Raw genomic sequence first — 21,485 nt, 5'->3', positions numbered from 1 at the left:
AGTTTCGGCGCGGAGACCTTTTCTATGCCTGTCGCACCCAATCCATTGTTGCAAACCGGCCTTGCGAGCAGCGCCTCGCGCCCGTCCGCCAGTGTGGCGGACAAATCGCCCAAGGCGGCGGATAGCCGTGGTGCCGGCTTCGATCAGGTGATGTCCAGGCAGGGTCGCGACAGCGTGCCAGCCCGTGACGACAAGGCCAGCCAAGGCCCTGCGCAAGCAACCGCCAGCAATAAGCCGGGGGCGGTTGCCGGCGGCAAGAAAGAGGCTGGCGCCTCGAAAGACCTTGCCGATGACGGCAATAACTTGCCAGCGGCCCTGCCTGATGGCAGCGCGACAGCTGATAGCACTGCTACCGCCGATACGACGATCATCGATGCCAGCCTGGTCGCAGGCCAGGTCACCGATGCCCAGACGGGCGCCCAATTAATTCAGGCCCAGGCCGAGGTGGTCGCGCCGGTGTTGCAGGCAGCCATGCAGCCATCACCGCAGCCAGCGCCGCCCGTGACCGAGGCAAAGGTGTCGGCTCCGGTTGCCGAGTTCGACCCTGATGCCGACCCGCTCGCCGACATGCCGGCCCTGCGCCTGGCGCTGGAGCAGAGCGCCAAGGCCCAGGGGACGACCTCGGCCCATGCCAGCAGTGCACGCGCCGAGACGAGTCAGCAACCTGCCGAGCCTGACCCGATTGCCGTCAATACCTTGGCGAATGTGGTCGGCAAGGCGGAGGCCGAGCCTGGCCATGCCGAGCAGGGCGACAAGGCATTCGCCGGGCTGCTTGATAGCGGCCTCAAGGACCTCAAGGGTGCAAGCAGCGACACGCGGGTGGATGACTTTGCCGATCGCCTGGCCAACCTCACCCAGGCCGTCACCGCCAAGACCGCCAATGCCGTGCCGGTAACTCCCAGCCCGCTGCAACAGCCGCTGGCGATGAACCAGGGTGCCTGGACCGAGGGCCTGGTGAACCGCGTCATGTACCTGTCCAGCCAGAACCTCAAGTCGGCGGATATCCAGCTTGAGCCCGCCGAACTTGGCCGCCTCGACATCCGGGTCAATGTGGCGGCGGACCAGCCCACGCAGATCCACTTCGTCAGTGGCCATGCCGGCGTGCGCGAGGCCCTCGACAGCCAGGTCCACCGCCTGCGTGAACTGTTCACCCAGCAGGGCCTGGCCCAGCCCGACGTGAGTGTCGCCGACCAGTCCCGTGGCCAGCAGCAACAGCAGGCCCAGCAGGACGCTTCGAACCTGTCCGGCGTGGCGGCCCGCCGTGCCGCTGCCGCGGGTGAGGGTGGCGAGCTGGCTGATGCCGGCCAGCCGGTGGAGCAGCAGGTGGTGGTGGGCGACAGCGCGGTCGACTACTACGCCTGATGTTTCGCGCCCCCTGCAGGAGCGGCCTTTTCGCGACACAAGGCCGCTCCTTCAAGGGGCGTGCGGCATGCTCCTGACAAATCTGGCATAACACTTGCTCAAGCCACGTCATCCTTCTTTGAAACCTCGATGGACGACGGATTATTGGCATGGCGAAGAGCGACGCAGTGAAAGACCCCGCCACTAAAGGCAAACTCAAGCTGATCCTGCTGCTGGTGCTGGCCCTGCTGCTGGCAGTCGGCCTGTCGGTGGGCGCCACCTGGTTCTTCATGAACAAGGGCGAATCCGCTCCGGCGCCGGACCCAGCCCTGGCCAACGTCAAGCCGGCGGCTATCTACGAGCCGCTGGCGCCGGCCTTCGTGGTCAACTTCAACCAGAACGGTCGTCAGCGCTACATGCAGGTGAGCATCACCATGCAGGGCCGCAGCCAGGCCGACCTGGACGCGCTCAAGGTGCACATGCCGGTGATCCGCAACAACCTGGTCATGATGTTCTCCGGGCAGGGTTTCGATACCCTCGCCAGCAGCCCGGTAGGCCAGGAGATGCTGCGCCAGAAAGCCACCGCGGTGGTTCAGGAAGTGGCGCAGAAAGAAGTCGGCAGGCCGGTCGTCGACCAGCTGTTGTTCACCAATTTCGTATTGCAGTAGGAGCACATAGATGGCCGTGCAGGACCTGCTGTCCCAGGATGAAATCGACGCCCTGCTGCATGGGGTGGACGATGGTCTGGTACAAACCGAAAGTGCCGGCGAGCCCGGCAGCATCAAGAGCTACGACCTGACCAGTCAGGACCGTATCGTCCGGGGGCGCATGCCGACCCTGGAAATGATCAACGAACGTTTCGCCCGCTATACCCGCATCAGCATGTTCAACCTGCTGCGCCGCTCCGCCGACGTGGCGGTGGGTGGCGTGCAGGTCATGAAGTTCGGCGAGTACGTGCATTCGCTGTACGTGCCCACCAGCCTCAACCTGGTCAAGATCAAGCCGTTGCGCGGTACCGCGCTGTTCATCCTCGACGCCAAGCTGGTGTTCAAGCTGGTGGACAACTTCTTCGGCGGCGACGGCCGCCACGCCAAGATCGAGGGCCGTGAGTTCACCCCCACCGAGCTGCGCGTGGTGCGCATGGTGCTGGACCAGTGCTTCATCGACCTCAAGGAAGCCTGGCAGGCGATCATGCCGGTCAACTTCGAGTACATCAACTCCGAGGTCAACCCGGCCATGGCCAACATCGTCGGCCCCAGCGAGGCGGTGGTGGTATCGACCTTCCACATCGAACTGGACGGCGGCGGCGGCGACCTGCACGTGACCATGCCGTACTCGATGATCGAGCCGGTGCGCGAGATGCTCGACGCCGGTTTCCAGTCCGACCTGGACGACCAGGACGAACGCTGGGTCAAGGCCCTGCGCGAGGACGTACTGGACGTGGCCGTGCCAGTGTCGGCCACCGTTGCCCGGCGTCAGCTCAAGCTGCGCGACATCCTGCACATGCAGCCTGGCGATGTGATTCCGGTGGAGCTGCCGGAGCATCTGGTGTTGCGCGCCAATGGCGTGCCAGCGTTCAAGGCGCGGTTGGGTTCGCACAAGGGCACCCTGTCGCTGCAGATCATCGACCCGATCGAGCGCCGCTGACGGCGGGCCGGTCGCTTTAAACGTATTGAAAGGTTGTCGAGGAAATCATGGCTAACGAAAACGAGATCAACTCCCCAGAGGAACAGGCGCTGGCCGATGAGTGGGCTGCAGCGCTCGAGGAAACCGGCGATGCCGGCCAGGCGGACATCGATGCACTGCTCGGTGGCGACAGCGGCGCCAGCAACCGCCTGCCGATGGAAGAGTTCGCCAGCTCCCCCAAGCCCAACGAGCACGTCAGCCTCGAAGGCCCGAACCTGGACGTGATCCTGGATATCCCGGTGAGCATCTCCATGGAAGTGGGCAGCACCGAGATCAACATCCGCAACCTGCTGCAGCTCAACCAGGGTTCGGTGATCGAACTCGACCGCCTGGCTGGCGAGCCGCTGGACGTGCTGGTCAACGGCACCCTGATCGCCCACGGCGAGGTGGTGGTGGTCAACGAGAAGTTCGGCATCCGCCTGACCGACGTGATCAGCCCCAGCGAACGTATCAAGAAGCTGCGCTGAGTGAAGGCCATGGTGCGGGCCGTTTCGGCCCTGGCGGCGCTGCTGGCCAGTGAAGCGGTGATCGCCGCCGGCGAAACGGCTGCGCCGCCCACCGCGGTACCGGGCGGCCTGGGGGCGCAATTGGCGCAGATGGTCTTCGGCCTGCTGCTGGTGGTGGGCCTGATCTTCTTCCTGGCCTGGCTGCTGCGGCGCATTCAAGGCAGCGCGCAGCGCGGTGCCCAGGTGATCGAGATCGTCGGCAGCCGCGCCATCGGCCCGCGCGACCGGTTGCTGCTGGTGCAGGTCGGCAAGGAGCAGATTCTCATCGGCCATACGCCGGGCAGCATCGAAGCCCTGCATGTCATGGCCGAGCCTGTCGAGGTGCCCGCAGCGGCACGCCAGGCCACGCCGGAGTTCGCCCAGCGGCTGCTCGAGCTGATGGGCAAGGATCAGAAGGACAAGAAGTGATGATGGGCGCCCTGCGCATGCTGTTCACCCTGGCGCTGCTGCTGGCTGCGCCATTGGCCCTGGCCGCCGACCCTTTGTCGATACCGGCCATCACCCTGTCCAGCGGGGCGGACGGGCAGCAGGAGTACTCGGTCAGCCTGCAGATCCTGCTGATCATGACGGCGCTGAGCTTCATCCCGGCGTTCGTCATCCTGATGACCAGCTTCACCCGCATCATCATCGTCTTCTCCATCCTGCGTCAGGCGCTGGGCTTGCAGCAGACTCCGTCCAACCAGGTGCTCACCGGCATGGCGCTGTTCCTGACCATGTTCATCATGGCGCCGGTGTTCGACCGGGTGAACAAGGACGCCCTGCAGCCGTACCTGGCCGAGCAGATGACCGCCCAGCAGGCGATCGACAAGGCCCAGGGGCCGCTGAAGGACTTCATGCTGGCGCAAACCCGGCAAAGCGACCTCGACCTGTTCATGCGCCTGTCCAAGCGCACCGATATCGCCGGCCCCGACCAGGTGCCGCTGACCATCCTGGTGCCGGCCTTCGTCACCTCGGAGCTCAAGACCGCGTTCCAGATCGGCTTCATGATCTTCATCCCGTTCCTGATCATCGACATGGTGGTCGCCAGTGTGCTGATGGCCATGGGTATGATGATGCTGTCGCCACTGATCATTTCGCTGCCGTTCAAGATCATGCTGTTCGTGCTGGTCGATGGCTGGGCGCTGATCATGGGTACCCTGGCCGGCAGTTTCGGCGGTGTCTGACACCCAAATGGAGAGCCTGACATGACGCCAGAAGTCGCAGTCGACCTGTTTCGTGACGCGTTGTGGCTGACCACGCTGATGGTGGCGGTGCTGGTGGTGCCGAGCTTGCTGGTCGGCCTGGTGGTGGCGATGTTCCAGGCCGCCACCCAGATCAACGAACAGACCCTGAGCTTCCTGCCCCGCCTGCTGGTGATGCTGATCACGCTGATCGTCGCCGGGCCCTGGCTGGTGCAGAAATTCATGGAATACATCACCGGGCTGTACACCAACATCCCGCACCTGATCGGTTGACGCCGCCATGCTGGAGTTGACCAACGCGCAGATCGGCACCTGGGTCGCCACCTTCATCCTGCCGCTGTTCAGGGTGACGGCGGTGCTGATGACCATGCCGATCTTCGGCACCAAGATGCTGCCGGCCCGGGTTCGCCTTTACGCGGCCGTGGCAATCACCGTGGTGATCGTGCCGGCCCTGCCGCCCATCCCCGAATTCGAACCGCTGAGCCTGCGCGGCCTGCTGCTGTGCGCCGAGCAGGTTATCGTCGGGGCGTTGTTCGGTTTCTCCTTGCAGCTGTTGTTCCAGGCCTTCGTGATTGCCGGGCAGATCGTCGCGGTGCAGATGGGTATGGCCTTCGCGTCGATGGTCGACCCGGCCAACGGCGTCAACGTCACGGTGATCAGCCAGTTCCTGACCATGCTGGTGAGCGTGCTGTTCTTGTTGATGAACGGGCATCTGGTGGTGTTCGAGGTGCTGACCGAGAGTTTCACCACGCTGCCGGTGGGCAGCGCCCTGGTGGTCAATCACTTCTGGGAGATGGCCGGGCGCCTGAGCTGGGTGATGGGCGCCGCATTGCTGCTGATCCTGCCGGCGATCGCCGCGTTGCTGGTGGTCAACATCGCCTTCGGCGTGATGACCCGTGCCGCACCCCAGTTGAACATCTTTTCCATCGGTTTCCCGCTCACCCTGGTGCTGGGCATGGGCATCTTCTGGGTCGGCCTGGCCGACATTCTTTCTCACTACCAGGCACTGGCCAGCGAAGCGCTGCAGTGGCTGCGTGAACTGGCACGGGCGCGCTGAGCATGGCCGAAAGCGAGAGCGGGCAGGACAAGACAGAGGAACCCACCGAAAAGCGCAAAAAAGACGCGCGGGAAAAAGGTGAGATCGCCCGTTCCAAGGAGCTGAACACGGTTGCCGTGACCCTGGCGGGAGCGGGCGGCATTCTGGCCTTCGGCGGCAGTCTGGCCGAAAGCCTGATGAACCTGATGCGCATGAACTTCACCCTGACCCGCGAAGTGATCGTGGATGAGCGCAGCATGGGGGCGTTCCTGCTGGCATCGGGCAAGATGGCCATCTGGTCGGTGCAGCCGATCCTGATCCTGCTGTTCGTCATTTCGTTCGTCGCGCCCATCGCCCTGGGCGGTTTCCTGTTCTCCGGCAGCCTGATGCAACCCAAATTCAGCCGCTTGAACCCGCTGTCGGGGATCAAGCGCATGTTCTCGATGAATTCGCTGACCGAGCTGCTCAAGGCCCTTGCCAAGTTCATCATGATCCTGGTGGTGGCGCTGGTGGTGCTGGTCAGTGACCGTGAGGCGCTGCTGGCCATCGGCAAGATGCCGATGGAGATGGCGATCATCCAGGCGCTCCAGGTGGTCGGTTGGAGTGCCTTGTGGATGGCCGCGGGGTTGCTGCTGATCGCCGGGCTCGACGTGCCGTACCAGCTTTGGCAGTCGCACAAGAAGCTGAAGATGACCAAGCAGGAAGTGACCGACGAGTACAAGAACTCCGAGGGCAAGCCCGAGGTCAAGCAGCGCATACGCCAGCTGCAGCGCGAGATGTCGCAGCGGCGCATGATGGCGGCGGTGCCCGATGCCGACGTGATCATCACCAACCCGACCCACTATGCCGTGGCCTTGCAGTACGACCCGGAAAAAGGCAGTGCGGCGCCGCTGCTGCTGGCCAAGGGCACAGACTTCATGGCCTTGAAGATTCGCGAGATCGGCGTCGAACACAAGGTGCAGATCCTCGAATCGCCGGCCCTGGCGCGGGCGATCTACTACTCCACGGAAATCGAGCAGGAAATCCCCGCCGGGTTGTACATGGCGGTGGCGCAGGTGCTGGCGTACGTGTTCCAGATTCGCCAGTACCGCGCCGGCAGGGGCAAGCCGCCGGAGCCGTTGAAGAAGGACCTGCCCATCCCCGACGACCTGCGGCGCGACAGCTGAGCCCGCTCAGTTCTTGGTGCGTGAGTGCCGCCAGCCTTGATCGAAGAAGGCGGCGACCACCACCAATGCACCGGCCACTGCAAGCATCAGCGCCACGCCATCCGTCGAGTGTGTGGCCGAGCTTGCCACCAGCGCCAGCCCGCCCAGTGGGGCCAGGCCACCCGCTACTGCGGTACCGACCTCACGCCCGGTGCCAAAACCCGAAGAGCGCGTCTGGGTCGGGAACTGGCGGCTGAGGAACGAGCCCTGGGGGGCGAACATCATCGGCGCCAGGATGCCGGTGCCGACGGCGATGGCCACATAGATCAGCATCGGCTCGCCGGTCGACAGCAAGCGCAGGAAGGGGTAGGCGAACAGCGCCGACAGCAGCCCGCCGAGCATCAGCACGGTCTTGCTGCTCCACTTGTGGCACAGCCAGCCGAAGAACGGCACGGCAAAGATCGCCACCAGGCTGGCCAGGGTCACCGACAGGGAAGTGACGTGCGCCTCGACGCCCTTGAACTGGGTGAGATAGGCCAGCGAGAACGTCTTGAAGATGTAGCTCAGCGCGTTGTAGCCGATAGCGACGAAGAACACCACGGCCAGGCCCTTGAGGTCGTTCTTGAACAGCAGTTTCAGGGGCGAGACTTTGGGTTTGTCATCGGCATGGTCGAGTTCCTTGAAGTCCGGGGTCTCGGGGATGCTCTTGCGCACCCACAGGCCTACCGCTACCAGGGCGATGCTGGCGATGAAGGGGATGCGCCAGCCACCGGCAAGCAGGAATTCATTGCCGTTCATGGTCAGCAGGTAGACGGTCAGCGACGACAGCAACAGGCCCAGGTTCAGCCCCAGCGCCGGCCAGGCGCCCTGGCTGCCGCGCTTGCCTTCGCTGGCATGTTCATAGGAGGTCACCGCCGCACCGGACAGTTCGGCGCCGGCGCCCAGGCCCTGGATGATGCGGATCACCACCAGCAGGATCGGTGCCCAGATACCGATGGTGGCGTAGCCGGGGATCAGGCCGATGAGCATGGTGCACACGCCCATCATGCAGAAGGTGATCACCAGCACGTGCTTGCGCCCGAAGCGGTCGCCCAGGTAGCCGAACAGCACGCCGCCGAAGGGGCGGGCGATGAAGCCGATGGCGAAGGTGGAGAACGCCAGCAGTGAGGCCACCGCCGGGTTGCTCGGGTCGAAGAAGATCTTCGAAAAGACGATCGCCGCCATGGTGGCGTAGAGATAAAAGTCGTACCACTCCAGCATCGAGCCGAAGATGGTCGCCGCTGCCACCTTGCGCAGGCGTTTGCGTTGCTGTGTGGGTGTCTCGCTTGCGGCCGGGGCCGCCTCGTGTACCGACATGGGGTTTCCTTATTGTCTTTGTAATAGGGGTGTAGCGGTGAATCAGCGGGCCTTGAGGATCTTCTCGGCGATCATCTGGCCAATCGGGATGGCCGAGGTGGCAGCCGGCGACGGGGCATTGCAGACATGCACCATGCGCGGGGTCTCGGCGAACAGGAAGTCATGCACCAGGGTGCCGTCGCGCATCACGGCCTGGGCGCGGATGCCGGCTTCATAGGGCAGCAGGTCTTCGACCTGCAGGGACGGGCAATACTTGCGGCACTGTTCCAGGTAGCCACGCTTGAACAGCGAGTTCTTCATCTCGGCGGTGCCGGAACCGAGGTTGTTCCAGATGGTTTTCCAGAACCCCGGGAAGCGCGCGTACTCCGCGACATCGCGCCAGTTCACCGAGAACTTTTGGTAGTTCTCCCGGCCAAAACCCAACACCGCGTTGGGGCCGACGGTGACGCTGCCATCGATCATTCGCGTCAGGTGCACCCCCAGGAACGGCAGCTCCGGGTCGGGGATCGGGTAGATCAGATGGTTGACGATCTGGTTCTTGCTCGCCGGCAAGCGGTAGTACTCGCCGCGGAAGGGGATGATCTGGTGATCGATCTTCACCCCGGCCAGGCGTGCCAGGCGGTCGGACTGCAGGCCGGCGCAGGCCACCAGTTGGCGGGCGTGCCAGGTATTGCCGTCGCTGCTGACGCTGACGTGCTCGGCATGCTCCTGGATCGCGCGCACCGGGGTGGACAGGTGCAGCTCGCCACCGGCCTGGCGAATGACCTTGGCCATGGCATTGCACACCTGCTTGTAATCGACGATGCCGGTGGCGTCGAGGAACAGCGCACCTTTGCCGACGATATTCGGCTCACGCTGGCGCAGCTCGGCGGCGTCCAGGCGTTCGACCTTCAAGCCGTTCTGTTGCGAACGCTCGTAGAGCGCCTGCATGCGCTGTATTTCCAGGTCGTTGGAGGCTACCAGCAGCTTGCCGCAGACTTCGAAGGCGATGCCGTGCTCGCGGCAAAAGTCTTTGGTGGCCTGGGCGCCGCGCTTGCACAGGTCAGCCTTGAGGCTGCCGGGTGCGTAGTAGATGCCTGCGTGGATCACGCCACTGTTGTGGCCTGTCTGGTGACGGCCGAGGCTGGCTTCCTTTTCCAGGATCAGCAGTGAGGCCCCTGGGCGCTGTTGCAGCAGGGCCATGGCGGTAGCGAGGCCGACGATGCCGCCGCCGATGATGCAGTAGTCGTAAGTCATGCAGGATTACCTTGGTGTTCTTGTCGGTGGATCTGCTTATCAGGTTGTCAGACTAAGTAATGCGCGAGAAAACCTCGCGGGAATGCGATGAGGTTCTCCGGGTTCAGTCGAGGGTGGGAAGGTCGAGTTTCAGGCGCTTGGCCGAAGCCCGCAGGTGTGCTTCGGCACAAGCGGCGGCGGCTTGGCGGTCGCCAGCGCAGATGGCTTGGTACAGTACCCGGTGCTCGCTTAGAGCATCGGCCGAACCGCCTATCGAGTGGGCGGCGGAGTTTTCCCAGGCGGTGCGACGCGCGGCGGCCAACTGGCCCCCGAGAAAATCATGGAATGCCACGAAGTAGTCATTCTTGCTGGCCTCGGCGATAGCGCGATGGAAGGCCACGTCGGCGGCAGAGGCGGTGGCGAAGTCGCTGCGCTGGTCTTCCATGGTGCCCAGGGCCAAGGCCATGCGATCGAGGTCATCGGCATCACGGCGGCGCGCGGCGATGGCGGCGGCCTGGGTTTCTATCCACAGGCGCATCTCGAACATCTGCACCAGGTCCGGTTTGCGCCCTTGGCTGTCGGGGAAGCGGAATACCGTGCCGTGGGGCGTCTGCGAGATATACGAGCCGAGCCCGCGGCGGGCGATCAGCACGCCATCGGCCTTGAGCTGTGCCACGGCCTCACGTACCACCGAGCGGCTGACGTTCAGCTGTTCAGCCAGTTGCTGTTCGGTGGGCAGGCGCGATTCGGCGGCCAGGCGGCCGGCATCGATCTCGCCGCGGATGGCGCTGACGACCCGTTCGACCAGGGTGTCGGGGCGCTGGAGTTCTAGCATGGAGGAGGAGCCAATTGATCAGGTTGTCAGACAATGCCCGTTCCGAGGGTCCCCTGTCAACGGCGGCGCTGCTGGCAAAGTCGCCTGTTGCAGCCTCTTCGCGGGTAAATCCGCTCCCACAGGTGCAGTGCCGCCCTCGGGGCTTGCAGTGAACCTGTGGGAGCGGGTTTACCCGCGAAGAGGCCGGCGGGCTACCTTCACAGTTCGTTGTTGAATGTCCCGGTACCTTCAAGGATGTTGCGCAATGTCAGCGCCACTTCCTCCATATCACTGCCTTGCGAAGTCAGGATGATCTCCAGCGCTTCATCGCCCTTGAGCGCATCGCGGTCTCCCGCAGCCACCTCGATCAGCAAGCGTTCGGCACTCAGCGTCACCTTCAGCCCGTCCAGGGTCGACGGCTCGTCATCCAGGGTCAGGTCGACCGTGTCCTCGTCCGGGTAACGGGTCAGCAGGAACATCTGTCCCTTGTCGCTGTGGCAGCACAGGGTCGCCATGTTGTCTTCCTCGTCGTCACAAGGGGTGGCGAAGAGCAGGGCGGTTTTCAATTGCATGGGCGGCTCGGGTCGGTAGTCAAAGGCGCAAGCTTCAGCTTCAAGGTTCGGCAGGTCAAGCGCGGCGGCGCAAATCTCGGATTTTGCTGATTGCGGCGCGAAGCTTGCAGCCCGAGGCTTGCTGCCGGTCATTGACCGAATATGTCGCAGCGCTGCAAGCCGGAGTGACCGTTCAGTCGTTAAGCTCCCCAGTCGATGGGTTCCCGTAAAGGCACAGCCACCGGGCAGTCGCTTTTGCAGGTACCCAACGCTTCCGTCTTGCCACGGGTTGGCTATGGTTGATCCGTACAAGGCGCACGCACGCGACGCTTCACCTATAAAAGCCCAAGCGGAGTACCACAGATGGCGTTCTTCACCGCAGCCAGCAAAGCCGACTTCCAGCATCAACTGCAAGCGGCCCTGGCGCAGCACATCAGCGAACAGTCCCTGCCACAAGTTGCACTGTTCGCCGACCAGTTCTTCGGCATCATCTCTCTGGACGAACTCACTCAGCGGCGGCTTTCCGACCTCGCCGGCTGCACGCTTTCCGCCTGGCGCATCATCGAGCGCTTCGACCCCGAACACCCGCAGGTGCGGGTCTACAACCCTGATTACGAACGCCACGGCTGGCAATCCACCCACACCGTGGTCGAGGTGCTGCACCACGACCTGCCGTTCCTGGTCGACTCGGTGCGTACCGAACTCAACCGCCGCGGCTACAGCATCCACACCCTGCAGACCACCGTGCTCAGCGCACGCCGGGGCAGCAAGGGCGAACTGCTCGAGCTGCTGCCCAAGGGCACCCAGGGCGAGGGCGTCAGCCACGAATCGCTGATGTACCTGGAGATCGACCGCTGCTCCAACAGCGCCGAGCTCACTACCTTGACCAAGGAACTGGAGCAGGTACTGGCCGAAGTGCGCGGCGTGGTCGCCGACTTCGAGCCGATGAAGGCCAAGATCCATGAACTGCTGGCTCTGGTCGAACAGAACGCCTTTGGCCCGGAGCAGAACGACAAGGCAGAGGTGAAGAGCTTCCTGTCGTGGCTGCTGGACAACCATTTCACCTTCCTCGGCTATGAAGAGTTCACCGTCCAGGCCGATGCCGACGGTGGCCATCTGGTCTACGACGATGCCTCCTTCCTCGGCCTGACCCGCCTGCTGCGCGCCGGCCTGGGTGCCGATGACCTGCGCATCGAGGACTACGCCGTCGCCTACCTGCGCGAGCCGCGCCTGCTGTCGTTCGCCAAGGCCTCCCAGCCAAGCCGCGTGCACCGCCCGGCCTACCCGGACTACGTGTCGATCCGCCAGATCGACGCAGACGGCAATGTGCTCAAGGAATGCCGCTTCATGGGCCTGTACACCTCGTCGGTGTACGGCGAGAGCGTGCATACCATCCCTTACATTCGCGGCAAGGTGGCCGAAGTCGAGCGCCGCTCGCACTTCGACCCCAAGGCCCACCTGGGCAAGGAGCTGGCGCAGGTACTCGAAGTGCTGCCGCGCGACGACCTGTTCCAGACCCCGGTCGACGAGCTGTTCAGCACCGCCATGTCGATCGTGCAGATCCAGGAGCGCAACAAGATCCGCGTGTTCCTGCGCAAGGACCCGTACGGCCGCTTCTGCTACTGCCTGGCCTACGTGCCTCGCGAGATCTACTCCACCGAAGTGCGGCAGAAGATCCAGCAGGTGCTGATGGAGCGCCTGAAGGCCACCGACTGCGAATTCTGGACCTTCTTCTCCGAATCGGTGCTGGCCCGCGTGCAGTTGATCCTGCGCGTCGACCCGAAGAACCGCATCGATATCGACCTGCAGCAGCTGGAAAACGAAGTGATCCAGGCTTGCCGCTCGTGGCATGACGATTACTCGGCGCTGGTGGTGGAAAACTTCGGCGAAGCCCAGGGCACCAACATCCTCGATGAGTTCCCGAAAGGCTTCCCGGCCGGCTACCGCGAGCGCTTCGCCGCCCATTCGGCGGTGGTCGACATGCAGCACGTGCTGAACCTGTCGGAACAAAAACCGCTGGCCATGAGCTTCTACCAGCCGCTCACGCAACTCGGCGAACGCACGCTGCACTGCAAGCTGTACCACGCCGATACGCCGCTGGCGCTGTCGGACGTGCTGCCGATCCTGGAAAACCTCGGCCTGCGCGTGCTCGGCGAGTTCCCTTACCGCCTGCGCCATGCCAGCGGCCGTGAGTTCTGGATTCACGACTTCGCCTTCACCTACAGCGAAGGCCTGAACCTGGATATCCAGCAGCTCAACGACACCTTCCAGGACGCCTTCGTCCACATCGTCAAGGGCGACGCCGAGAACGACGCCTTCAACCGCCTGGTGCTGACCGCCGGCCTGCCGTGGCGCGACGTGGCACTGCTGCGCGCCTATGCCCGCTACCTGAAGCAGATCCGCCTGGGCTTCGACCTGGGTTACATCGCCAGCACCCTGAACAACCACACCGACATCGCCCGCGAGTTGACCCGGTTGTTCAAGACCCGTTTCTACCTGGCGCGCAAGCTCACCCAGGAAGACCTCGACGACAAGCAGCTGCGCCTGGAGCAGGCGATCCTCACCGCCCTGGACGACGTGCAGGTGCTCAACGAGGACCGCATCCTGCGGCGCTACCTGGACCTGATCAAGGCCACCCTGCGCACCAACTTCTACCAGCCGGATGCCAACGGCCAGAACAAGTCGTACTTCAGCTTCAAGTTCAACCCCAAGCTGATCCCCGAGCTGCCCAAGCCGGTACCGAAATTCGAGATCTTCGTCTATTCGCCGCGAGTCGAGGGCGTGCACCTGCGCTTCGGCAACGTTGCCCGTGGCGGCCTGCGCTGGTCGGACCGCGAAGAAGACTTCCGCACCGAAGTGCTGGGCCTGGTCAAGGCCCAGCAGGTGAAGAACTCGGTGATCGTGCCGGTGGGCGCCAAGGGCGGCTTCCTGCCGCGCCGCCTGCCGCTGGGCGGCAGCCGTGACGAGATTGCCGCCGAGGGCGTGGCGTGCTACCGCATCTTCATCTCCGGCCTGCTCGACATCACCGACAACCTCAAGGACGGTGGCGTGGTGCCGCCTGCGAACGTGGTGCGTCACGATGACGACGACCCGTACCTGGTGGTCGCCGCGGACAAAGGCACCGCGACCTTCTCCGACATCGCCAACGGCATCGCCATCGACTACGGCTTCTGGCTGGGTGATGCGTTCGCCTCGGGCGGCTCGGCCGGTTATGACCACAAGAAGATGGGCATCACCGCCCGTGGCGCGTGGGTGGGCGTGCAGCGCCACTTCCGCGAGCGCGGCATCAACGTGCAGGAAGACCCGATCACCGTGGTGGGTGTGGGCGACATGGCCGGTGACGTGTTCGGCAACGGCCTGCTGATGTCGGAAAAACTGCAGCTGGTGGCCGCGTTCAACCACCTGCACATCTTCATCGACCCGAACCCGGACCCGGCCACCAGCTTCGTCGAGCGCAAGCGGCTGTTCGACCTGCCGCGCTCGGCCTGGAGCGACTACGACACCAGCATCATGTCCGAAGGCGGCGGGATCTTCCCGCGCAGTGCCAAGAGCATCGCCATCAGCCCGCAGATGAAGGAACGCTTCGCCATCGAAGCCGACCGCCTGACCCCGACCGAGCTGTTGCACGCCCTGCTGCAGGCGCCGGTCGACCTGCTCTGGAACGGCGGTATCGGCACCTACGTCAAGGCCAGCAGCGAAAGCCACGCCGATGTCGGCGACAAGGCCAACGATGCCCTGCGCGTCAACGGCAACGAGCTGCGCTGCAAGGTGGTGGGCGAGGGCGGCAACCTGGGCATGACCCAACTGGGCCGTGTCGAGTTCGGCCTCAATGGCGGCGCCACCAACACCGACTTCATCGACAACGCGGGTGGTGTGGACTGCTCCGACCACGAGGTCAACATCAAGATCCTGCTCAACGAAGTGGTGCAGGCCGGCGACATGACCGAAAAGCAGCGTAACCAGCTGCTGGGCAGCATGACCGACGAAGTGGCCGGGCTGGTGCTGGGCAACAACTACAAGCAGACGCAAGCGCTGTCGCTGGCCGCGCGCCGCGCCCGCGAGCGGATTGCCGAGTACAAGCGCCTGATGGCCGACCTCGAGGCCCGTGGCAAGCTGGATCGCGCCATCGAGTTCCTGCCCAGTGAAGAGCAACTGGCCGAGCGCCTGGCCGCAGGCCAGGGCCTGACCCGCGCCGAGCTGTCGGTGTTGATCTCGTACAGCAAGATCGACCTCAAGGAGCAACTGCTCAAGTCGCTGGTGCCGGACGACGACTACCTCACCCGCGACATGGAGACCGCCTTCCCACCATCGCTGGTGACCAAGTACGCCGACTCCATGCGCGGCCACCGCCTGAAACGCGAGATCGTCAGCACCCAGATCGCCAACGACCTGGTCAACAACATGGGCATCACCTTCGTGCAGCGCCTGAAGGAGTCCACCGGCATGAGCCCGGCCAACGTGGCCGGCGCCTATGTGATCGTGCGCGACATCTTCCACCTGCCGCACTGGTTCCGTCAGATCGAGGCCCTCGACTACCAGGTCCCGGCCGAGATCCAACTGACCCTGATGGACGAGCTGATGCGCCTGGGCCGCCGCGCTACCCGCTGGTTCCTGCGCAGCCGGCGCAACGAGCAGGACGCTGGCCGTGACGTCGCCCACTTCGGGCCGAAGATCGCCCAGCTTGGGCTCAAGCTCGACGAACTGCTCGAAGGCCCGACCCGCGAACGCTGGATGGTCCGCTACCAGGGCTTCGTCGAAGCCGGTGTGCCGGAGCTGCTGGCGCGTATGGTCGCTGGTACCACGCACCTGTACACCTTGCTGCCGATCATCGAAGCGTCCGACGTGACCGGGCATGATCCTGCACAGGTGGCCAAGGCGTTCTTTGCCGTGGGCAGCTCGCTGGACCTGACCTGGTACCTGCAGGAAATCAGCAACCTGCCGGTGGAAAACAACTGGCAGGCCCTGGCCCGCGAAGCGTTCCGCGATGACATCGACCTGCAGCAGCGGGCAATCACCATCTCGGTATTGCAGATGGCCGATGCGCCGGACGACATGGACGCCCGCGTGGCCCTGTGGTGCGAGCAGCACCGGGTGATGGTGGAGCGCTGGCGCGCCATGCTCGACGACCTGCGCAACGCCACCGGTACCGACTATGCGATGTACGCGGTGGCCAACCGCGAGCTGGTCGACCTGGCGATGAGCGGGCAGGCGGCGGTGATCCCGTCCTGAGCCGAGCGTTGAGGTAGTTGAGGTAAAAGAAAGCCCCGGCAGTGATGTCGGGGCTTTTCTTTACGCCTTGTGTTGAAAGTGTTGGCCTCTTCGCGGGTAAACCCGCTCCCACAGGGGCCTCGCTGGCTTTGAATCCTGTGCTGTGCCTGTGGGAGCGGGTTTACCCGCGAAACAGGCGACGCTGGCCTTACTTGAACCGCCGCTCCACGCCTTTTTCCACCAGGATTTTCGCCGAAATCTCTTCCACCGAAAAATGCGTGGAGTTGATGTTGGGAATGTTCTCCCGGCGGAACAGGCTTTCTACCTCGCGCACCTCGAACTCGCACTGGGCGAAGCTCGAATAGCGGCTGTTGGGCTTGCGTTCGTGGCGGATGGCGGTCAGGCGGTCGGGGTCGATGGTCAGGCCGAACAGCTTGTTGTGGTGCTTCTTCAGCACCGCCGGCAGCTGCAGGCGCTCCATGTCGTCCTCGGTCAACGGGTAGTTGGCGGCGCGAATACCGAACTGCATCGCCATGTACAGGCAGGTGGGGGTCTTGCCGCAGCGTGACACGCCCACCAGGATCAGGTCGGCCTTGTCGTAGTAATGGGTCCGCGCGCCGTCGTCGTTGTCGAGGGCGAAGTTGACCGCCTCGATACGCTCCATGTAGTTGGAATTGCCGCCGATCGAGTGGGATTTGCCCACGGAATACGACGAATGGGCGGTCAATTCCTGCTCTAGTGGGGATAAAAACGTCGAAAAGATGTCGATCATGAAGCCATTGGACGTGGCCATGACTTCGCGGATGTCCTGGTTGACGATGGTGTCGAAGATGATCGGGCGGACCCCGTCACGCTCGGCCGCCGCGTTGATTTGCTGGACCATGGCCCGGGCCTTGTCCAGCGTATCGATGTAGGGGCGGGTGAATTTATTGAACGGAATGCTCTCGAATTGTGCGAGCAGGCTCTGCCCCAACGTTTCTGCAGTGATGCCGGTACCGTCGGAGATGAAAAACGCGGTTCGTTTCATTTGCACCTGGGGGCCTTAAGCTGCCGAAGATTTCTGGATATGATAGGTTCGGTTTGCCGAACGCGGTTGCTCGGCATTCTCACTTATTTTCCAGGTCCAGGCCACAAGCGTCCCGGCCCAGTCGCAGAGCAGACAGGCGGGCGCCCTTGAGCTTTTCCAATACAGTTAGTGGAGAGATCACCTTGGTAGAGTACGTAGTTTCCCTCGATAAGCTCGGCGTCCATGATGTGGAGCATGTGGGGGGCAAGAACGCATCCCTGGGCGAGATGATCAGCAATCTTGCCGGTGCCGGCGTTTCGGTGCCGGGCGGCTTTGCCACTACGGCTCAGGCGTACCGCGACTTTCTCGAACAGAGTGGCCTGAACGACCGTATCCACGCCGCGCTCGACGCGCTGGACGTCGATGACATCAATGCCCTGACCAAGACCGGCGCCCAAATCCGCCAGTGGGTCATGGAAGCCGAATTCCCGGCACGCCTCGATTCGGAAATCCGTACGGCCTTCGCCGAAATGGCCGCCGGCAACGACAACATGGCGGTCGCCGTGCGTTCCTCGGCCACCGCCGAAGACCTGCCGGACGCCTCGTTCGCCGGCCAGCAGGAAACCTTCCTCAACATCCGTGGCGTCGACAACGTGATCCGCGCGGCCAAGGAAGTCTTCGCCTCGCTGTTCAACGACCGTGCCATCGCCTACCGCGTGCACCAGGGCTTCGACCACAAGCTGGTCGCCCTGTCCGCCGGCGTGCAGCGCATGGTTCGCTCCGAAACCGGCACCGCCGGCGTGATGTTCACCCTCGACACCGAGTCGGGCTTCCGTGACGTGGTGTTCATCACCGGCGCCTACGGCCTGGGTGAAACCGTCGTACAGGGTGCGGTCAACCCGGACGAATTCTACGTACACAAGAACACCTTGCAGGCCGGTCGCCCGGCGATCCTGCGCCGCAACCTGGGCAGCAAGGCGATCAAGATGGTCTATGGCGACGAAGCCAAGGCCGGCCGTTCGGTCAAGACCGTCGAAGTCGACCGCGCCGAACGCGCACGCTTCTGCCTGAGCGACGCCGAAGTGGCTGAGCTGGCCAAGCAGGCGATGATCATCGAGCAGCACTACCAGCGCCCGATGGACATCGAGTGGGCCAAGGACGGTGACGACGGCAAGCTGTACATCGTTCAGGCCCGCCCTGAGACCGTGAAGAGCCGTGCCAGCGCCAACGTCATGGAACGTTACCTGCTCAAGGAGAAAGGCACCGTGCTGGTCGAAGGCCGTGCCATCGGCCAGCGCATCGGCGCCGGCAAGGTGCGGGTGATCAAGGACGTGTCGGAAATGGACAAGGTCCAGCCCGGCGACGTGCTGGTCTCGGACATGACCGACCCGGATTGGGAGCCGGTGATGAAGCGCGCCAGCGCCATCGTCACCAACCGCGGCGGGCGTACCTGCCACGCGGCGATCATTGCGCGTGAACTGGGTATCCCGGCTGTGGTCGGTTGCGGCAACGCCACCCAGGTGCTCAAAGACGGCCAGGGCGTGACCGTGTCCTGCGCCGAAGGCGACACCGGCTTCATCTTCGAAGGCGAGCTGGGCTTCGACGTCAAGCAGAACTCGGTGGACGCCATGCCGGAGCTGCCGTTCAAGATCATGATGAACGTGGGCAACCCGGACCGCGCGTTCGACTTCGCCCAGCTGCCCAACGAAGGTGTGGGCCTGGCGCGCCTGGAGTTCATCATCAACCGCATGATCGGCGTGCACCCCAAGGCGCTGCTGAACTACGCGGGCCTGCCGCCGGAGCTCAAAGAGAGCGTCGACAAGCGCATCGCCGGCTACAGCGACCCGGTCGGCTTCTATGTCGAGAAGCTGGTCGAGGGCATCAGCACCCTGGCTGCAGCCTTCTACCCGAAAAAGGTCATCGTGCGCCTGTCGGACTTCAAGTCCAACGAATACGCCAACCTGATCGGCGGCAAGCTGTACGAGCCGGAAGAAGAAAACCCGATGCTGGGCTTCCGCGGCGCCTCGCGCTACATCAGCGAGTCGTTCCGTGACTGCTTCGAGCTCGAATGCCGCGCCCTCAAGCGCGTGCGTAACGAGATGGGCCTGACCAACGTCGAGATCATGGTGCCGTTCGTGCGCACCCTGGGCGAAGCCAGCCAGGTCGTCGACCTGCTCGCCGAAAACGGCCTGGCCCGTGGCGACAACGGCCTTCGCGTGATCATGATGTGCGAGCTGCCGTCCAACGCCATCCTGGCCGAGGAGTTCCTCGAGTACTTCGACGGTTTCTCGATCGGTTCCAACGACCTGACCCAGCTCACCCTGGGCCTGGACCGCGACTCGGGGATCATCGCCCACCTGTTCGACGAGCGTAACCCTGCCGTCAAGAAGCTGCTGGCCAACGCCATCGCCGCGTGCAACAAGGCCGGCAAGTACATCGGCATCTGCGGCCAGGGCCCATCGGACCACCCGGACCTGGCCAAGTGGCTGATGGAGCAGGGCATCGAGAGCGTGTCGCTGAACCCGGACTCGGTGCTCGAGACCTGGTTCTTCCTGGCCGAAGGCCAGGGCGCAGCCTGATGTGATCGGCGAGGGCGCATGACGCCCTCGTGTTTATGCGTGGGAGCGGGCTTGCCCCGCGATGGCGTCAGCCAGGACACCTCTAGTAGCCTGTCCCGACGCCATCGCGGGGCAAGCCCGCTCCCACGTTGTCGTCTTTTATCTGTTCGTGAAGCCATGCAAAGCAGCAGCACCCAATTCCCCGTCGCGTTGCTCAGTGCCGAGCGCCGCGGCGACCTCAGCGAAGACGTCTACCGGATCAAGGCCGGCAACAGCCCCGATTCGAGCGTCGAGCTGGCCGTCACGCGTCTGGGCCTGGCCGACCAGGGCCCTGCTCAAGGCGTACCGGTCATTCTCCTGCACGGCAGTTTTTCCAATCGGCGCTTCTGGTACTCACCCAAGGGCATAGGCCTGGGTGCCTACCTCGCCCGTGCCGGTTTCGATGTATGGATCCCGGAGATGCGCGGCCATGGCCTGTCGCCACGCAACCGCGCCTGGCAGCACAACCGTGTGGCCGACTATGCCCGCTATGACCTGCCGGTGATTGGTGCTTTTGTCCAGGAGCAGGCCGGGCAGGCGCCGCACTGGCTAGGCCATTCCCTGGGCGGCACCACCCTGGCCGCTGCGCTGGGCGGTGGCTACCTGGCCAGCGCGCAGGTGGCCAGCGCAGCCTTCTTCGGCGCCCAGGTCAGCCGCGTGTACTGGCCGCTAAAGGTGCCGCCGGTGGCGTGGGGCGCGAAGCTGCTGCTCAAGCGCTTTGACCAGATCAGCGGTTCGCGGCTCAAGCGAGGCCCGGAAGACGAACCGATTGGCCTGGCGCTTGAAAGCCTGCGCTGGAATGGTCTGTTCGGCCGCTTCGGCGACAAGGACCGCGACTGGTGGGCGGGGCTGGCCGAGGTCGATGTGCCGGTATTGGCCGTGGCCGGGGCAGGGGATTTCCAGGACCCGGTGTGGGCTTGCCGCAAGCTGTTCGATCAGCTGGGCGGTGACAGCAAGCAGTTCCTGCGCCTGGGGCAGGAGCAGGGCTTCGATGCCTTCGGGCACGTCGACATGCTGGTCAGCAAGGCGGCGCAGGCCCAGGTGTGGCCGTTGGTGGAGCGCTGGCTGAGGGATCCGCAGGTGCCGGTGCATGCCTCGACGGTGGTGATGGAGCCGGTGCCTGCCAGTTGATTCTGCGTTGGCCTCTTCGCGGATAAACCCGCTCCCACAGGATTTCACACCTCTCCTGTGGGAGCGGGTTTACCCGCGAAGAGGCCGGGGCAGGCAAAAGCAAATTGACTGCTCGGTCCCGGATGACTGCCGTACCTTGCAAGGTGTAGCCTTGATCCCACTTTCGCTTTCGTTGTGACTGACAGGAGTTTCCCATGCAGCATTACGTAACGCCCGACCTGTGCGACGCCTACCCAGATCTCGTCCAGGTGCTAGAACCCATGTTCAGCAACTTCGGTGGCCGCGACTCGTTCGGCGGCCAGATCGTCACCATCAAGTGCTTCGAGGACAACTCGCTGGTCAAGGAGCAGGTCGAACTCGACGGCAAGGGCAAGGTGCTGGTGGTCGATGGCGGTGGTTCGCTGCGCCGTGCGCTGCTGGGCGACATGCTCGCCGAAAAAGCGGCGAAGAGCGGCTGGGAAGGCCTGGTGATCTACGGCTGTGTGCGCGACGTCGACGTGCTGGTGCAGACCGATGTGGGTGTGCAGGCCCTGGCCAGCCATCCTATGAAAACCGACAAACGCGGTATTGGCGACCTCAACGTCGCGGTGACCTTTGCCGGGGTGACCTTCCGCCCGGGCGAGTATGTGTACGCCGACAACAATGGCGTAATCGTCTCGCCAAGCCCGCTGAAGATGCCCGAGTGACGCGCGGCGCGCGCTGATGGAGCTTT

The 21,485-nt window shown here is 63.9% G+C and carries 18 protein-coding genes; 13 read left to right on the top strand and 5 right to left on the bottom strand.

Annotation, left to right across the window (positions count from 1 at the left end):
• Window positions 1-24 precede the first annotated feature (24 nt).
• The 9 genes from LOY51_RS19330 to flhB all read left to right on the top strand — a co-directional run bounded on the left by LOY51_RS19330 (window position 25) and on the right by flhB (window position 6,916).
• Window positions 25-1,362: a flagellar hook-length control protein FliK gene (locus LOY51_RS19330; RefSeq protein WP_125859517.1), complete on the top strand. Its 1,338-nt coding sequence runs from the start codon at window positions 25-27 to the stop codon at window positions 1,360-1,362.
• Window positions 1,363-1,511: 149 nt separating this feature from the next.
• A complete protein-coding gene (gene fliL / locus LOY51_RS19325; protein WP_125464968.1) occupies window positions 1,512-2,009 on the top strand; it encodes a flagellar basal body-associated protein FliL in 498 nt (165 codons plus the stop codon).
• A gap of 10 nt (window positions 2,010-2,019) precedes the next feature.
• On the top strand, window positions 2,020-2,988 hold the full coding sequence (fliM, locus tag LOY51_RS19320; protein WP_110991849.1) for a flagellar motor switch protein FliM: 969 nt from the start codon (window positions 2,020-2,022) through the stop codon (window positions 2,986-2,988).
• A 47-nt stretch (window positions 2,989-3,035) separates the two neighbouring features.
• Window positions 3,036-3,494 (top strand): flagellar motor switch protein FliN, encoded by a 459-nt coding sequence (gene fliN / locus LOY51_RS19315; protein WP_125464967.1) that lies wholly within the window; start codon window positions 3,036-3,038, stop codon window positions 3,492-3,494.
• Between the two features lie 9 nt (window positions 3,495-3,503).
• Entirely contained in the window at window positions 3,504-3,941 is a 438-nt protein-coding gene (gene fliO, locus LOY51_RS19310; protein WP_374046862.1) for a flagellar biosynthetic protein FliO, read from the top strand.
• A 2-nt stretch (window positions 3,942-3,943) separates the two neighbouring features.
• On the top strand, window positions 3,944-4,696 hold the full coding sequence (gene fliP / locus LOY51_RS19305; RefSeq protein ID WP_110991958.1) for a flagellar type III secretion system pore protein FliP: 753 nt from the start codon (window positions 3,944-3,946) through the stop codon (window positions 4,694-4,696).
• Window positions 4,697-4,717: 21 nt separating this feature from the next.
• Window positions 4,718-4,987: a flagellar biosynthesis protein FliQ gene (gene fliQ, locus LOY51_RS19300; RefSeq protein WP_110991846.1), complete on the top strand. Its 270-nt coding sequence runs from the start codon at window positions 4,718-4,720 to the stop codon at window positions 4,985-4,987.
• A 7-nt stretch (window positions 4,988-4,994) separates the two neighbouring features.
• Window positions 4,995-5,771: a flagellar biosynthetic protein FliR gene (gene fliR, locus LOY51_RS19295; protein WP_110991845.1), complete on the top strand. Its 777-nt coding sequence runs from the start codon at window positions 4,995-4,997 to the stop codon at window positions 5,769-5,771.
• A 2-nt stretch (window positions 5,772-5,773) separates the two neighbouring features.
• On the top strand, window positions 5,774-6,916 hold the full coding sequence (gene flhB / locus LOY51_RS19290; RefSeq protein ID WP_125859515.1) for a flagellar biosynthesis protein FlhB: 1,143 nt from the start codon (window positions 5,774-5,776) through the stop codon (window positions 6,914-6,916).
• Window positions 6,917-6,922: 6 nt separating this feature from the next.
• On the opposite strand, the gene LOY51_RS19285 is transcribed toward flhB, so the two are convergent.
• The 4 genes from LOY51_RS19285 to LOY51_RS19270 form a co-directional block, all read right to left on the bottom strand.
• Window positions 6,923-8,251 carry an MFS transporter gene (locus tag LOY51_RS19285; protein WP_258642640.1) on the bottom strand — a complete coding sequence of 443 codons (1,329 nt, stop codon included), beginning with the start codon at window positions 8,249-8,251 and terminating at the stop codon, window positions 6,923-6,925.
• Window positions 8,252-8,293: 42 nt separating this feature from the next.
• On the bottom strand, window positions 8,294-9,487 hold the full coding sequence (gene lhgD, locus LOY51_RS19280) for an L-2-hydroxyglutarate dehydrogenase (RefSeq protein ID WP_125859513.1): 1,194 nt from the start codon (window positions 9,485-9,487) through the stop codon (window positions 8,294-8,296).
• A gap of 103 nt (window positions 9,488-9,590) precedes the next feature.
• On the bottom strand, window positions 9,591-10,301 hold the full coding sequence (locus LOY51_RS19275) for a FadR/GntR family transcriptional regulator (RefSeq protein WP_258642638.1): 711 nt from the start codon (window positions 10,299-10,301) through the stop codon (window positions 9,591-9,593).
• Window positions 10,302-10,498: 197 nt separating this feature from the next.
• Window positions 10,499-10,852 carry a hypothetical protein gene (locus LOY51_RS19270; protein ID WP_125464960.1) on the bottom strand — a complete coding sequence of 118 codons (354 nt, stop codon included), beginning with the start codon at window positions 10,850-10,852 and terminating at the stop codon, window positions 10,499-10,501.
• A 342-nt stretch (window positions 10,853-11,194) separates the two neighbouring features.
• On the opposite strand from LOY51_RS19270, the gene LOY51_RS19265 reads away from it, so the two are divergent.
• A complete protein-coding gene (locus tag LOY51_RS19265; protein ID WP_125859510.1) occupies window positions 11,195-16,060 on the top strand; it encodes an NAD-glutamate dehydrogenase in 4,866 nt (1,621 codons plus the stop codon).
• A 187-nt stretch (window positions 16,061-16,247) separates the two neighbouring features.
• On the opposite strand, the gene ppsR is transcribed toward LOY51_RS19265, so the two are convergent.
• Window positions 16,248-17,066, bottom strand: a complete 819-nt coding sequence (ppsR, locus tag LOY51_RS19260) for a posphoenolpyruvate synthetase regulatory kinase/phosphorylase PpsR (RefSeq protein ID WP_110991838.1) — start codon at window positions 17,064-17,066, stop codon at window positions 16,248-16,250.
• 182 nt (window positions 17,067-17,248) lie between these two features.
• Between ppsR and ppsA the strand changes: the two genes are divergently transcribed.
• The 3 genes from ppsA to rraA all read left to right on the top strand — a co-directional run bounded on the left by ppsA (window position 17,249) and on the right by rraA (window position 21,459).
• Window positions 17,249-19,624: a phosphoenolpyruvate synthase gene (ppsA, locus tag LOY51_RS19255; RefSeq protein ID WP_110991837.1), complete on the top strand. Its 2,376-nt coding sequence runs from the start codon at window positions 17,249-17,251 to the stop codon at window positions 19,622-19,624.
• A 156-nt stretch (window positions 19,625-19,780) separates the two neighbouring features.
• On the top strand, window positions 19,781-20,773 hold the full coding sequence (locus tag LOY51_RS19250; RefSeq protein ID WP_125859509.1) for an alpha/beta fold hydrolase: 993 nt from the start codon (window positions 19,781-19,783) through the stop codon (window positions 20,771-20,773).
• A gap of 194 nt (window positions 20,774-20,967) precedes the next feature.
• Window positions 20,968-21,459 (top strand): ribonuclease E activity regulator RraA, encoded by a 492-nt coding sequence (gene rraA / locus LOY51_RS19245; protein WP_125464957.1) that lies wholly within the window; start codon window positions 20,968-20,970, stop codon window positions 21,457-21,459.
• Window positions 21,460-21,485: the final 26 nt, after the last annotated feature.

The organism is Pseudomonas sichuanensis, assembly GCF_024749065.1.
GTDB lineage: Bacteria > Pseudomonadota > Gammaproteobacteria > Pseudomonadales > Pseudomonadaceae > Aquipseudomonas > Aquipseudomonas sichuanensis.
Note: the sequence above shows the minus strand (reverse complement) of the source record. Positions and strands in the feature narration are given on the sequence as shown.